The following is a 13,964-nucleotide window of genomic DNA, read 5'->3' as shown; positions in this document are numbered from 1 at the left end:
GCCCCGCGCCTAAACCAGTCCCAGCCGCGTCAATTCACCCAGCATCGCAGCGGGCATCGCATCCAGATCATCCGCCTCGCCCGATCCCAGGTCCGGCGGCGCGTCCTTCTCGTCCAGATAGCGCCACCCCTGATGCGCGCGCTTTGGCGTGCCGCGCACCGGGATCAGCCGCGGCTCCAGCCTGATCCAGTATCGTCCCTGCCCCGTTTCCTGAAATCCGATCAGCGGACTGCGCCCCACCAGCCGGTGCTGATGGACCCAATAAAGCGAGCCGCCCGCCATCTCCGCCACCCGCTTGGGCAGATAGCGCGTGGTCAGCCGCGCCTCCGGATTCTGGCTTTCCAGCCACGCCCTCAGCGTTGCGGGACTTTCGCTGCCAAAGGCGATCTTGGTGATGTGTAGCGGCATGGTCGCAAGATGGGCGTTGGATGAGCGCGGTCAAGCCATCCCGGCGCCCCTATAAGCCCCAGACGGTCGCCAGCCCGAGAAAAGAAAAGAACCCCATGACATCGGTCAGCGTCGTGACGAACACGGCGGATGACACCGCCGGGTCTATATTGAACCGATCAAGCGTCACTGGCACCAATATGCCCGCCAGCCCCGCGACCAGATTGTTGATTAGCATCGCGATCGCGATCACCAGCCCAAGGTCGGGATTGCCATAGATCAGCCCGACCGCGATCCCGATCAAAATCCCCAACGCCGTTCCATTCGCGCTGGCGATCCGGAATTCCCTCACTATCTGGCGAAGGGTGTTGGAACTGGTCAACTGGTTGGTGGCCAGCGCCCGCACCGCGACCGCCATGGTCTGCGTTCCCGCATTGCCGCCCATGCCCGACACGATAGGCATCAGCACCGCAAGCACGACATATTTGGAGATCGTCTCCTGAAAGAAGCCGACGACCGACGCGGCCAGAACCGCCGTGCCCAGATTGACGACCAGCCAGGACAGGCGCGTGCGCACGGCTTCCAATATGGGCTGGTTGATGTCGCCCTCGCCCGCACCGGACAGGCGCAATATGTCCTCGCCCGCTTCTTCGGCGATAATGTGGACGATGTCGTCCACCGTGATCATGCCGACCAGCCGGCCGCTGGCATCCACCACGGCGGCAGAGATAAGTGCATATTTCTGGAAACGCAGCGCGACTTCTTCCTGGTCCATATCGACCGGGATCAGCGTCTGCTCGCGCTTCATGACGTCCGCCATCGCGATGGAGCGGGGGCAGGTCAATATCCAGCTCAACTGGCAGGTGCCGATCGGCTTGTGCGCCTCGTCCACCACGAAGATTTCCCAGAAATCGGTGGTCAGGTCACGATTGTCGCGCAGATAGTCGATCACCTGCCCGACGGTCATATGTTCAGGCACCGCGACCAGATCGCGCTGCATCAAACGGCCGGCGGATTCTTCCGGATAGGACAGCGCGCTCTCGATCGCGGCGCGATCTTCGGGGTCCAGCGCATCGAGGACAGCCTGCTGGTCGGCCGCCTCCATGTCCTCGATCATCGCGACGGCGTCGTCGGTATCCAGTTCAGCGGCGAAGTCCGCGACCTGCTGCGGCTCCAGTGCGTCGAGCAGATCGTCGCGCACATAGTCGTTCAGCTCGGACAGCACTTCCGCGCCGACCAGATCGCCCAGCGCCGCCGCCACCTCACCGCGTCGGTCCGATGGGGTCAGTTCCAGAAGGTCGGCAATGTCCGCCGGGTGCAGCGGCGATACCAGATCCCGCGCCAGGTCGCGGTCGCCATCTTCCACCGCGTCCAGCACGGCGGACACGAAGTCCGGCCTCAGCCGGTCGTCCTCGTCATGGCGTGATTCCGCCTGATCGGCGGTCTTGCCGTCAACAGGCAGTTCGTCCGGCCGGGGTTCGGCCATGTCGGCTCGTTCGCTCATCGCGTCCCCTACTGTCCGGTTCCTGTAGCATTTCGCTGCTTTTGCCGATGAACGGGATAAATGCAATGCCTCAAAGGTTGATTGAGGCGCTTCCATCCACGCCCTAACGCTCTATATGAACCCACATTTCCACACTCCCCCGAAAGAGGAGAATTTCATGGCCGACGAAACGCTCACCCTCACCCTCGACAGCGGCGGCGATGTCGTCATCAAACTGCGTCCCGATCTGGCGCCCGGCCATGTCGAACGCATTGCCGCGCTCGCAAAGGACGGCTTTTACGACGGCGTCGTGTTCCACCGCGTCATCCCCGGTTTCATGGCGCAGGGCGGCGATCCGACCGGCACCGGCATGGGCGGGTCGAAACTGCCTGACCTGAAGGCTGAATTCAGCCGCGAACCCCATGTCCGTGGCGTCTGTTCGATGGCCCGCTCGTCAAACCCGAACAGCGCGAACAGCCAGTTCTTCATCTGCTTCGACGACGCCACCTTCCTCGACGGCCAATATACCGTTTGGGGCGAAGTCACCTCCGGCATGGAACATGTCGATGCCCTGCCCAAGGGCGAACCGCCCCGTACGCCGGGCAAGATCGTGAAGGCCAGCATTTCCTAAAAGCTGACCGCTCAATCCGCCTCGAGCGAAGCCGATTGACACAGCCCAGGCAGTGTCTCGGCTTCGCTCGACGCAAACCTGTCAGCAGGCGTCACTCCGCAGCGTTGCTCGCCGCGTCTGGATTTTCCGGCGGAAGATAAGGTCCGATCGCCTCAATATGCCAGCGCCGGTCCGCTTCACTCGATCCCGGCACATCATTCACCCGTCGCAGCGTCACCTGCCGCAGCCTGTACCAAGGCTTGCCGTTCGCCGCGAGCCGCCCGTAAACCTGCACGGGCACCGTCACATACAGCGATCCCGCCGCGCCCTCAATTTGTCCGGGCGCGCCGATATTGGCGTGGATCTCGCTGAAACTGCGGAATCGCCGCACAAAAGCTTCGACATCCTCAGCGCCCACGGCGCTCTGATCATGCCACAGGTCCTGCGCTTCGTCGAACCGCCGCTCCTCCAACAGGCCATAATAGCCCTGCACGACTTGCGCAGCGCCCTGCGGCCCCTTGGGATCGCCCGCTCCTTCTTCCAACGGCGTCCTGTCGTCGGGCAACCCGCCCGGCGTTCCTGGCTCAGGCGGCTTTAGCGGTTCCAACAGCGTACGCGCCTCCGCCTCCAGGTTGTTTTCCACCCGAGCCGCGTTGGCGCCGTTGGCGAGATTGTCGATCGCGCTTTCCTCCCGCCCGTCGCACGCGGCGAGCGAAAGGCATGCGACAATCGCGGCGGCTGCCCCCTTACCCCGCATCAGCGACGCAAAGTCCCGCGCCAATTATTGTCGCCGTCGGATCGTGAACCGCCCGAGTCACCCGATCGGCCAGACCGCCCACCGCTCCAGCTTCCACGCGGGCTGCCGCCCCGCGGCTCGCTGCGCGCTACGGGCGGAGCAACGGCATCGCCACGGTCGCGACCGCGGCCACCGCGCCAGCTCCGCCGCTCGCCCTGTTCGGGCCGCGCCAGATTGCCGCGCCAATGGTCGCCGCGCTGGGCCTGCTGGCCGCGCCGGCCTTCCCAATAGCGCCGCTGACCATCGTTCCAGCGATGACGGCGGCCACCGCGATCATAGACATAATAGCCGCTGCCGGGATAATAGAAGCCGTTATACCAACCGCCATAATAGCCCGGCTGGTAATAGCCCGGACCCCAATAATCATCATAATAACCGCCAGCATAATAGCCGGACCCGACACTTACGCCGCCATAATAGCCATTGTCATAGCCGCAGCCGCCAAGCGCGACCGTACCGGCAAGGCCAATCGCAGCCAGAAGCTTCTGTCCGGACCACGTCATCGCCTCTCTCCTTTTCTCCAATGATGGCAGGATAACGTTCGCCGGTTGAATTGGTTGTGAATGAAAACCAGACAGCTTCTGCTGTCCAGCGCTTTCCAGTCGCGCTTCGACTGCTTTGCCCCCGCACGACATCATCGTTCATCCAGCCTTCATCTGAACAAAGCGATTTGCCTGAGGGTCATTATTGGAAAGGTCGCGTGTCGGCCTGCCTCATGCCTTGCGCCTTCCTTCCAGAAGGCCAGGGGTTCGGGGCGGCGTGGACTGCCGCCGTCCCGGATTCCTCCTATCCGCTGTTGCGAAGCGCCGTCGCGATTGCGTTGATGGACAGCTCGATCCCTTCCTTGATGCGCGGGTCGTCCTCGCCGCCGCGATGCCGCTTCATCAATTCTACCTGCAGCAGGTTCAGCGGCTCGATATAGGGCAGGCGCAGCCGTATCGATTCGTCCAGCTTGGGATTCCTTTCCAGCAGCCGCGATTGCCCGGTCGCCGCCAGCAGCCCGTCATGGGTCAGTTCCCAACCTTGGCGGATCCGGTCGAATATCGCCCCGCCCGCCGCCTGATCCTCGACCAGCGGCAGATAATGGGCGGCAATTCCCAGGTCCGACTTCGCCAGCACCATCTCCAGATTGGCCAGCGCCGACTGAAGGAAGGACCAGCATTGCGCCATGTCGGCCAGCAGCGCCTTGTCCCGAAACGCCTCGAACGCCAGGCCCATGCCGTACCAGCCCGGCAACATCACGCGCGCCTGCGACCAGCTGAACACCCAGGGGATCGCGCGCAAATCCTCGATCCGCGTGCTCTTGGTCCGGCTAGCGGGCCGCGACCCGATCTTCAGGCCCGAAATCTCCTGTATCGGCGTCAGCTGGCGGAAAAATTCCTTGAACCCTTCCGTGCCGTAGACAAGGTCGCGATAGGCGGAAAAGGCGCTTTTCGACAACTCGTCCATCGCTGCGGTGAAGCGCGCCGCATCCCGGTCCGAAATACCCTGCGGCTCAAGGCTGGCGAGCAGCGTGGCGCTCGTCATCGCCTCCAAATTGGTCATCGCCACGTCGCGCGTGCCGAACTTGGCGGCGATCACCTCGCCCTGTTCGGTGATGCGAATGCGTCCCTGCACCGTGCCTTTGGGCTGCGCCTGGATCGCGGCAAAGGATGACCCGCCGCCGCGCCCCACCGCGCCGCCACGACCGTGGAACAGCTGCATCGCCGTCCCCGCCCTTTCGAACACCGGCGCCAGCGCCTTGCTCGCCTGGTACAGCGACCAGGTCGACGTCATATAGCCGCCATCCTTGTTGCTGTCGGAATAGCCGATCATCACTTCCTGATGACCGCGTTCCCTGACAACACCGGCTATTTCCGGCAGCCCGAAATAGGCGGCCATGATGCTGGGCGCGGCCTCAAGGTCGGCGATGGTTTCGAACAGCGGCACGGCCATGATCGCCGCCTGCGCGGGCGCATCGCCCTTACCCGTGCGCCACAGGCCCGCTTCCTTCAGCAGCAGATTGACCTCCAGCAGGTCCGAAACGCTTTCGGCCTTGGAAATGATATAGTGGCTGATGCAGCCCGGGCCGTAAATGCGGTGCGCGTCCGCCGCCGCTTGCACGATCGCCAGTTCCGACGCTGTTTCCTCCGAATATTCCGAAAAGCGCGTGCCCAGTGGCCGATTGCTCGCCAGTTCCCGCCGTAACAGGGCAATGCGCGCATATTCGTCCAGCGCCGCATAATCGTCTTGCACCCCCGCGACCTTCAGCAGTTCGGTAACGACGCGCTCATGCACGTCGCTATTCTGCCGCATGTCGAGCGTCGCGAGATGAAAACCGAACGTCTCCACCGCCCGGATCAAGCGCCCCAGCGCGCCGCCGGTCGCCAGCGCGCCATCCCCCTCGCCCGCCAGCCCCTGCGCCACGGTGACCAGATCCCGCCGCAGGTCGCCCGGCTGCGCATAGGGTTCGCCTTTCAGCCGCGAAGGCCGTGGCGGCTCATGCCCGACCATCGTACGATATGTCGCCGCCAGCCGGGCATAAATGCCGGAAATAGCGCGGCGATAGGGTTCATCCTGTCGGCTGGGCGATGTATCGCCGCTCGCCTCCGCCAACGCCAGCACGCCGTCCGGCACATGCGCCAGTTCGGTCGACAGCGACAGCTCCGCCCCCAGCGCGTGCAGCGCGTCCAGATAATAACCGACCGCCGCCTCGCACCCGCGCGCCAATGCAGACCGCAATTGCGGCGCCTGGACAAAGGGATTGCCGTCGCGGTCCCCGCCGATCCAGTTGCCCACGCGCAGGAAGCTGGGCGGCCGCACGCCCAGCACCCGCTCCCACCGGGCGTAAAGCGCGGGCAGGACAGGCAGGAACACGTCCTGGAAATAGGTCAGGACATTGTCGATCTCGTCCTGAACGAACAGCTTTTGCCGCCGCAATGGCCGCGTTTGCCACAACAACGCGATCTGCCGGGCGATCGCCTCGTCCAGATCCTCGCCATCGTCGGTCTCGCTGCGCCCCGCATCCTTCAACAGCATCAGGTCGGCGATGCGGTTCTTGTGGTCGATCATGCTCTTGCGCCGCACCTCGGTCGGGTGCGCCGTCAGCACTGGCACGATCAGCGCATTATTGAGCAGCGCCAGCACCGCATCCCGGTCAATCCCGTGCGACGCCAGCCGCTCTATGGCGGATTCAACATCGGCGTCGGGATCGGCCGCAACGCCCTGCCGATCCTCGGCCAGGTTGGCGAGCATCGAAAACAGCATGAAGCCGCGCACGAAGGACAGCGTATCATCCAGGCTCAACGCCTCCAGCCCGGTATCGACGACGTCGGCCCCATGGATGCCGCGCGCCCTGTCGACCGATGCCGACCGGATATATTCCGTCTGCCGATACAGCCTGTCCCCGCCATAGGACCGGATTACGTCCCCAAGTATCCGCCCGAGATAGCGAATGTCGGGATTTTGCGTGACGGGCGGAGTGGTGGATGCAGGAGTCGCCATAATAGGCGATGCTGCACCGCACCAATGATGGGGTCAAGCGGAACCCACCCGGCAAACACCTTCCCGTTCGGGATCAGCGTGTCGAAGCCCACACGCCGCCCTTGCGCGAATCCCACCGCATGGGCCAAAGGACATATGTGACCGCCACCATCAGCATAGGAACCGACGGCAACGGCAACCCCGTTCCGATCGACGTAGAGGAATTGCTCGCCACCCGCCTGCTCGTTCAGGGCAATTCGGGTTCCGGCAAGTCGCACCTCCTGCGCCGTTTGCTGGAGGAAAGCGCGGCGCTGGTGCAGCAGGTGGTCATCGACCCGGAAGGCGACTTCGTCACGCTGGCCGACGAATATGGCCATGTCGTCATCGACGCAGGCGACTATAATGAGCGCGAGATCGTCAAGATGGCGGCGCGCATCCGCGAACATCGCGCCTCGGTGGTCCTCAGCCTCGAAAGCCTCGAACTGGAAGCGCAGATGAAATGCGCCGCGACCTTCCTTTCGACCCTGTTCGACGCCCCGCGCGACCATTGGTATCCCGCACTCGTCGTGGTGGACGAAGCGCAGATGTTCGCGCCCGTCGCTGCCGGGGACGTCTCCGACGAAGCCCGCCGCCTGTCGCTCGCCGCCATGACCAACCTGATGTGCCGGGGCCGCAAGCGTGGCCTGGCGGGCGTCATCGCGACCCAGCGGCTTGCCAAGCTGGCCAAGAATGTCGCGGCGGAAGCCTCCAATTTCCTGATGGGCCGCACCTTCCTCGATATCGACATGGCCCGCGCCGCCGACCTGCTCGGCATGGAGCGCCGTCAGGCCGAGCAGATACGCGATCTTGAGCGCGGCCGCTTCCTCGCGCTTGGCCCCGCCATCTGCCGCCGCCCGGTGGCGGTGAAGATCGGCGCGGTGAAAACCAGCACGCGGGGCGGCACGCACAAGCTGATGCCGCCTCCCGCCGCCGCGACCGAAGACCTTCAGGAACTGCTCTTCGCCAGCGCGGGCGATGACGATGCGCTGCCGCCTCCGCCGCCGCGCGCGGATCCGCCACCGCTCCCGGCTGAAGAGCTGATGCGCGCCCTCGCCGCCGCACCGCTTGCCAAGCCCGCCGCGCCAGAACTCGACTTCGGCCAGAATGAGCCCGTCGTCATCGCCGTGCTGGAAGAAATCGTCGCCGACCTCGGCGACGCGCAGCCAAGCGTCGCCTCCCTCTATCAGGATTTCGGCGTCCGCTGCCGCATGAAGGGCCTGCGCACGCCCCCGCTGGACCTTGCCGCCTTCCGCAAGCGTTTCGCCATGGCGCAGGCGGGCATGTTCGATGCCGCCGACCCGCGCTGGGACGACGCGATGAAGGCCGCCCAGCCCCTGCCCGAAGACATGCTCGCTCCTTTCCTCCTTATCGCCCGCGCCGCGATGCAGGGCCTGCCCTGCCCGGACGACAGCGCCCTCGCCCGCGCCTATGGCACCAGTTCGCCGGGCCGCGTGCGCCGCCTCATCGACTATATGGAAAAGATCGGCGTCATCGTCGCCCGCACCGACTTCGGCGGTCGCCGCTCGATCGGCGTGCCACAGCTTGGCCTCTCAACAGCGGCAGCCGAGGGATGAGTGTGTCCGTCCTCTTCGTCTGCCTCGGCAATATCTGCCGTTCGCCCCTTGCCGAAGCCGCCCTGCGCGCCGAAGCGGAACATGCAGGACTTTCCATCAAGGTGGATTCCGCGGGCACCGGCGACTGGCACGTCGATTGCCCGCCCGACAACCGCGCCCAGGCCGTCGCCTTGCGCAACGGCATAGACATTTCCCATTACCGCGGCCGCCAGGTCACGCCCCAGGATTTTCACCGTTTCGACCACATCTTCGCCCTGGACGCGGAAAACCTGAAAAACCTCCGCCGCATCCGTCCCTCTGACGGCACCGCCAACCTCCGCCTCCTCATGGACATCGTCCCCGGCCGCGAAGGCTCCAGCGTCACCGACCCCTATTTCGGCGAGGATGCGGGCTTTGACGAGACATGGGCGGATGTAACGAAGGCGGCCCGTGCCCTGATCGAACGGCTCAAAGACTGATTTTCACGCGGGGACGCGGAGGCAAACCGGCCCGCGCAGCGCATCCCTCAAAAACCTCGCACCTGGCGCGAAGCCAGTCTAACGCACCCGCTCCGCGCCTCCGCGTCTCCGCGTGAAACAATGTCCGCGCAAAGACTCAGAAACTGCAGAGCAACGCCCGCCCAAAACCCTCAGCGAACTCTGCGCCTCTGCGCGAAACGCAAAAACCCGCGACGCCCGATCAAGCAGCTATCTTGGCCTTCGCCCGATAAGCATGCAGCAACGGCTCAGTATAACCGTTGGGCTGCGCCACGCCTTCGAAAACCAGCGCCCGCGCCGCCTGGAACGCAATGCTCTCATCCTCGCGCCCGCTCATCGGCTGGTAGAGCGGATCGCCCGCATTCTGCGCATCGACCTTTGCCGCCATCCGCCGCAGCGCAGCGTCGACCTCTTCGGCCGAACACACGCCATGCAGCAGCCAGTTGGCGATATGCTGCGATGAAATGCGCAGCGTCGCGCGATCCTCCATCAAGCCGATGTCATGAATGTCCGGCACCTTGGAGCAGCCGACGCCCTGATCCACCCAGCGCACGACATAACCCAATATCCCTTGCGCATTATTGTCCAGCTCGTCGCGTATATCCTGCGGCGACCAGTTCTGCCCCGCCGCCAGCGGGATCGTCAGCAGCGCGTCCAGGCTGGCGACGGCTTCGGCCTTCCGCTCCGCCTGCCGCGCGAACACATCGACCGCATGATAATGGGTGGCGTGCAGCGTCGCTGCGGTGGGCGAAGGCACCCACGCCGTATTCGCCCCCGTCATGGGATGGCCGATCTTCTGCTCCAGCATGTCCGCCATCCGGTCCGGTGCGGCCCACATGCCCTTGCCGATCTGCGCCCTGCCAGACAGTCCGCACGCAAGGCCGATCTGAACGTTGCGATCTTCATAGGCCTTGATCCACGCCGCGCCCTTCATGTCGCCCTTGCGCACCATCGGCCCCGCGCGCATCGACGTGTGGATTTCGTCGCCGGTGCGATCGAGGAAACCGGTGTTGATGAACACGATCCGGTCGCGCACCGCATGAATGCAGGCAGCAAGGTTGGCCGAAGTCCGCCGCTCTTCATCCATCACCCCGACCTTCAGCTGATGCCGGTCCAGTCCCAGGAGGTCCTCAATCGCGTCGAACAGGTCGTTGGTGAAGGCGACCTCTTCGGGCCCATGCATCTTGGGCTTGACGATATAGATGCTGCCCGCGCGGCTGTTGACGAAACGACCCTTCCGACGAAGATCATGCAAGGCGATCAGGCTGGTGACGATGCCATCCAATATCCCCTCGGGCGCCTCCGTCCCATCGGCCAGTCGCACCGCGGGCGTCGTCATCAGATGGCCGACATTGCGCACGAACAGCAGCGACCGACCCGGCAAGGTGAAGCTGGTCCCGTCCAGCGCGACATAGAAGCGGTCGCCATTCAACCGCCGCGTCATCACCGCGCCATTCTTGTCGAACGTCTCTTCCAGGTCGCCCTTCATCAGACCCAGCCAGTTGGCGTAGGCCGCCACCTTGTCGGCGGCGTCCACCGCCGCGACCGAATCCTCTAGGTCGCAAATCGTCGACAGCGCCGATTCCAGGATAACATCCGCCAGATGCGCCGGATCATCCCGCCCGATGGGATGGGCAGCGTCGATCACCAGCTCGATATGCAGGCCGTTGTTGCGCAGCAGGATGTTGTCGCCAGCCCGTCCCGCCAGTTGCGAAGGATCGCGCAGCACCGGCGCGCCGCCCGTCCACTCCGTCCAGCTTCCCTCGGCCAGCGGCGCCGCCCGATCCAGGAACGCCTTGGCCCAACCGATCACCTGCGCGCCACGCGCCGCGTCATAGCCCTTGCCAGCGGGCGCGTCGGTAATCGCGTCGGTGCCGTACAGCGCGTCATACAGGCTGCCCCAGCGCGCATTGGCGGCGTTCAGTAGGAAGCGCGCGTTAAGGATCGGCACGACCAGCTGCGGACCGGCCAGCGTCGCCAGTTCATCATCGACCCGCGTCGATCCGATGGTGAAAGGCGCAGGCTCCGGCGTCAGATACCCGATCTCGGTCAGGAACGCGCGATAGGCTTCGCTATCCAGCTTCTGCCCCGCCCGCGCGGCATGCCATGCATCAATCTGCGCCTGCATCGCGTCCCGTTTCACCAGCAGTGCGGCATTGCGCGGCGCAAACTGGGCGAAAATCCCCGCCACCCCGCTCCAGAAGGACGCGGCGTCAAGGCCGGTCCCCGGCAAAACCTGCTCATCGATGAAGCCGGCCAGCTGCGCGGCGACCTTCAGGCCGGATTTTTCGATCATGTCGGGCATGAAAACACTCCGCAAAAAGACTGCGTCCAGCCTATAGACCCTCGGTCATCCTCGCACTAGGCAACAAAAGGTTGAAAGATATTTTCCTATAAGGAAAAGATGATGATGGACCCGGACTATGTCCTGTTTGCGCGAGCGATTGATGCCGGCAGCCTGTCGGCAGCGGGGCGGATGCTCAACATTTCCCCGGCCATGATGTCCAAGCGCATCTCGCGCCTTGAAGCGCGCCTGGGCGTCCGGCTCGTTCACCGCACCACCCGGCGGCTCGCACTCACCGAGGACGGGGCCAGCCTCCACCGGGACATAGTCGCCATCCTCGAAGCGATCGAACAGGCGGAGGACCGGGTCAATAACCGGCATCGCGCTGCGTCAGGCCCACTGCGCGTCTCCGCACCAACCTCGTTCGGCCGGCTGCATGTCGCACCGCATGTCGGCCGTTTCCTCGACAACCATCCGAAGGTCGAACTCGAACTCAATCTTACCGACGCCTATGAAGACCTGCTGTCACAGCGCATCGACGTCGCCATTCGCATAACCAACGACATTCCCGCGCATCTTGAGGGCCATCATCTCGCCGCCAATCGTCGGATCCTGTGCGCCAGCCCCGCCTATCTGGCTGCGCATGAAGCGCCGCAGAACATCGCGGACCTGGCCCGCCACCGGCTGCTCGCGGCGGACGGACAGCTTCCCTGGCGGCTGGTCAACGGCCGATCCCGCAAGCTGGTCGATGGCCGCAGCCATGTGCGCACCAATTCCAGCGAGATCGTTCGCGAACTGGCCCTTACCGGCACCGGCATCGCCCTGCGCTCCCTCTGGGACGTGGGCGTGTTGCTTGGCGAAGGAAAACTTGTCCAAATTCTGGATCGCTGGGAAGGCCCCGATGACCTTGCCCTTTATGCCGTTCACCCGCGCGCCGCCGGTCGCCCCGCAGCCGTAGATGCCTTTATAGGCTTTCTGCGCGACACCTTCGGCAATGCACCGTGGAGCAAGGGCGGACGACCAATCCAACCCCCGGCCCGTTGACCGGTAATTTCCCTGTTGTTGCAGTCTGTTACGCAACAAAATCTTTCGGTGAAACAGAGTCAGAAAATTGCAGCTTTTTGCTTATAACCTGCATTATAGCAGCCGCGACAGGCCCGGTGATATAAGGGTCGGCATAAGAGATAGAAGAGAGGATCGGGTCATGCGCCCCCATGACGCATCGCATTTTTCAGCCTGCGCGGCCAAGGAAGCGCGGCGTGCCAGAGAAGCCCGTCTGCGCGGCGCAGACCAGGCGACCATCGCCCAGCACAATGAACGCGCCGTCCGCTTCCAGGCGATGGCGCTGCGGCTGCAACGAAGGCATGCGACCTCGTTGAACTGAGCTTGGCTATTTTGGGTAGGCAAGAATATATGCAGGCACAGGACGGCCCGTCATTGACGAAAATCTCTGCGATCAGGAATTGATAGGATGCGCCCATCGGGCGAGGCTTCAGCGCCTGACATCTTCACTATCAATCACTTATCAAAATGACAACGTTGTACTTACAGTGAAAATCTAGACGATTTGAAATGATCGTAATCTTTACTTAGGTTAACATCAGGAAATTTCGTCGCATGGTTGACGAAGGCATGCCCTTATGCAAATTTCCGTTTTCGTAAGCTGAACAGAGAATCGGCTGCTGGAGAGGATGCCCATGAAAAACGCACCAGTCCGGGGCGCCGTCTTTCACGCAATTCTTCGCGATTGCCTGGAAGCGCAGAGAGCTCCCAAGGAAACTGAAATACAATTGATCGCCTGCAAGATCTGGCAAGACAGTTTCGCGGCTATTGCCAACAAGGACTGGCACGATCTTGTTCCTGACAGCCAGGAATATCAATATACGATCAACGCTGCCCGAATGGCGTTCGGCATCCACTCAGCAAACAGCGCCGCCTGAACATATTCGCGCGCGCCAGGCCTGATCCTGCCGGTCTTCCAAATTATCCACTGCCAATCCTGCTGATCCGCATGCGCTATTCGCCGTGATCGGATGCGCGGATCACCGTCAGCCGCCTCTTTTCACAGCTTGAACTGGGTGATCCATTCGCAAATGAGCGCAGGCTTGTCCTCGCCCTCGATCTCGACTGTCGCTTCGGTAGTGAGCTGGATTTGCCCCGGCCGCTTTTCGACAATCTCCAGCGGCTTAAAGCGCCCACGCACACGCTTGCCCGAGCGGACCGGCGCCAGGAAACGCAGCTTGTTACTGCCATAATTGATCTCGGTAGCGCCGTCCGGGACGATGTCGCCGCGCGCATCGTTGCACAGGTGGGACAGCAACGACAGCGTCAGGAAGCCGTGTGCAATCGTGCCGCCGAACGGCGACTGGCTCGCGCGTTCGGAATCGACGTGAATATATTGATGGTCCTTGGTCGCGTCGGCGAATTGATCGATCATTTCCTGACTCACCAGGATCCAGTCCGACACTGCTTCTTCATCCGCCCTGGACTGAAGATAATCGAAAAATTGGCCCATTATGCAAACCTCGTCATGCCGCCTGAAGTTCTCGAACGATAGGGGGACGATGCCGAGACAGGAGTGATCTCAGTTCCAGGCAACATCCTCTACCGATCGCCATCCTATGCTTGATCAAAAAGGAATGCGACGGAAAACAGGCAATGGCCAAAGGGGCCGCCTTAGCCACTTGTAAGCTGTCGGGCACCATCTACCATGATCGCCAACGACGAACATGGGAGAGATCATGGCTGGGAGAGAAAACAAGCTCCGGCTGCACGAACGCCGTGCAGCCGGAGAGGGGAGGGATGGACATCGACCCCGGACCTATCCGCGATCAAACATCGCAAGGGAAAGTG

13 protein-coding genes are annotated in these 13,964 nt (G+C 63.2%); 5 read left to right on the top strand and 8 right to left on the bottom strand.

What is annotated here, in order from left to right; all coding sequences use genetic code 11:
* Positions 1-9: 9 nt before the first annotated feature.
* Positions 10-408 carry a DUF1489 family protein gene (locus B6S01_RS19000; protein WP_037469488.1) on the bottom strand — a complete coding sequence of 133 codons (399 nt, stop codon included), beginning with the start codon at positions 406-408 and terminating at the stop codon, positions 10-12.
* A 49-nt stretch (positions 409-457) separates the two neighbouring features.
* Complete coding sequence (gene mgtE / locus B6S01_RS18995) at positions 458-1,891, bottom strand: magnesium transporter (RefSeq protein WP_037469487.1); 1,434 nt, start codon at positions 1,889-1,891, stop codon at positions 458-460.
* 157 nt (positions 1,892-2,048) lie between these two features.
* Between mgtE and B6S01_RS18990 the strand changes: the two genes are divergently transcribed.
* A complete protein-coding gene (locus B6S01_RS18990; RefSeq protein WP_037469484.1) occupies positions 2,049-2,501 on the top strand; it encodes a peptidylprolyl isomerase in 453 nt (150 codons plus the stop codon).
* A gap of 91 nt (positions 2,502-2,592) precedes the next feature.
* On the opposite strand, the gene B6S01_RS18985 is transcribed toward B6S01_RS18990, so the two are convergent.
* From B6S01_RS18985 to ppc, 3 genes are all read right to left on the bottom strand, one after another.
* Complete coding sequence (locus B6S01_RS18985) at positions 2,593-3,237, bottom strand: nuclear transport factor 2 family protein (protein ID WP_037469483.1); 645 nt, start codon at positions 3,235-3,237, stop codon at positions 2,593-2,595.
* Entirely contained in the window at positions 3,237-3,779 is a 543-nt protein-coding gene (locus B6S01_RS18980) for a hypothetical protein (RefSeq protein WP_037469481.1), read from the bottom strand. Before B6S01_RS18980 ends, B6S01_RS18985 begins: the two co-directional genes overlap by 1 nt.
* Positions 3,780-4,062: 283 nt before the next feature.
* On the bottom strand, positions 4,063-6,759 hold the full coding sequence (ppc, locus tag B6S01_RS18975; protein WP_037469479.1) for a phosphoenolpyruvate carboxylase: 2,697 nt from the start codon (positions 6,757-6,759) through the stop codon (positions 4,063-4,065).
* 137 nt (positions 6,760-6,896) lie between these two features.
* Here ppc and B6S01_RS18970 point away from each other — a divergent pair, with 137 nt between their 5' ends.
* A complete protein-coding gene (locus B6S01_RS18970) occupies positions 6,897-8,351 on the top strand; it encodes a helicase HerA domain-containing protein (protein WP_037469589.1) in 1,455 nt (484 codons plus the stop codon).
* A complete protein-coding gene (locus B6S01_RS18965; protein ID WP_037469478.1) occupies positions 8,348-8,809 on the top strand; it encodes a low molecular weight protein-tyrosine-phosphatase in 462 nt (153 codons plus the stop codon). The genes B6S01_RS18970 and B6S01_RS18965 overlap by 4 nt, the downstream gene beginning before the upstream one ends.
* Before the next feature lie 220 nt (positions 8,810-9,029).
* Here the strand turns inward: B6S01_RS18965 and B6S01_RS18960 are convergent, their stop codons facing one another.
* Positions 9,030-11,123 carry a malate synthase G gene (locus B6S01_RS18960; protein WP_409372963.1) on the bottom strand — a complete coding sequence of 698 codons (2,094 nt, stop codon included), beginning with the start codon at positions 11,121-11,123 and terminating at the stop codon, positions 9,030-9,032.
* A 111-nt stretch (positions 11,124-11,234) separates the two neighbouring features.
* Here B6S01_RS18960 and B6S01_RS18955 point away from each other — a divergent pair, with 111 nt between their 5' ends.
* Entirely contained in the window at positions 11,235-12,155 is a 921-nt protein-coding gene (locus B6S01_RS18955; protein ID WP_081570583.1) for a LysR family transcriptional regulator, read from the top strand.
* Positions 12,156-12,342: 187 nt separating this feature from the next.
* On the opposite strand, the gene B6S01_RS21960 is transcribed toward B6S01_RS18955, so the two are convergent.
* A complete protein-coding gene (locus tag B6S01_RS21960; protein ID WP_269319843.1) occupies positions 12,343-12,477 on the bottom strand; it encodes a hypothetical protein in 135 nt (44 codons plus the stop codon).
* Between the two features lie 331 nt (positions 12,478-12,808).
* Here B6S01_RS21960 and B6S01_RS18945 point away from each other — a divergent pair, with 331 nt between their 5' ends.
* Positions 12,809-13,051 (top strand): hypothetical protein, encoded by a 243-nt coding sequence (locus B6S01_RS18945; RefSeq protein ID WP_081570561.1) that lies wholly within the window; start codon positions 12,809-12,811, stop codon positions 13,049-13,051.
* A gap of 122 nt (positions 13,052-13,173) precedes the next feature.
* Here the strand turns inward: B6S01_RS18945 and B6S01_RS18940 are convergent, their stop codons facing one another.
* Positions 13,174-13,626 (bottom strand): MaoC family dehydratase, encoded by a 453-nt coding sequence (locus B6S01_RS18940; protein ID WP_037469472.1) that lies wholly within the window; start codon positions 13,624-13,626, stop codon positions 13,174-13,176.
* Positions 13,627-13,964: the final 338 nt, after the last annotated feature.

This window comes from Sphingobium herbicidovorans (assembly GCF_002080435.1).
Classification (GTDB): domain Bacteria; phylum Pseudomonadota; class Alphaproteobacteria; order Sphingomonadales; family Sphingomonadaceae; genus Sphingobium; species Sphingobium herbicidovorans.
This window is presented reverse-complemented; position numbering and strand designations above follow the sequence as displayed.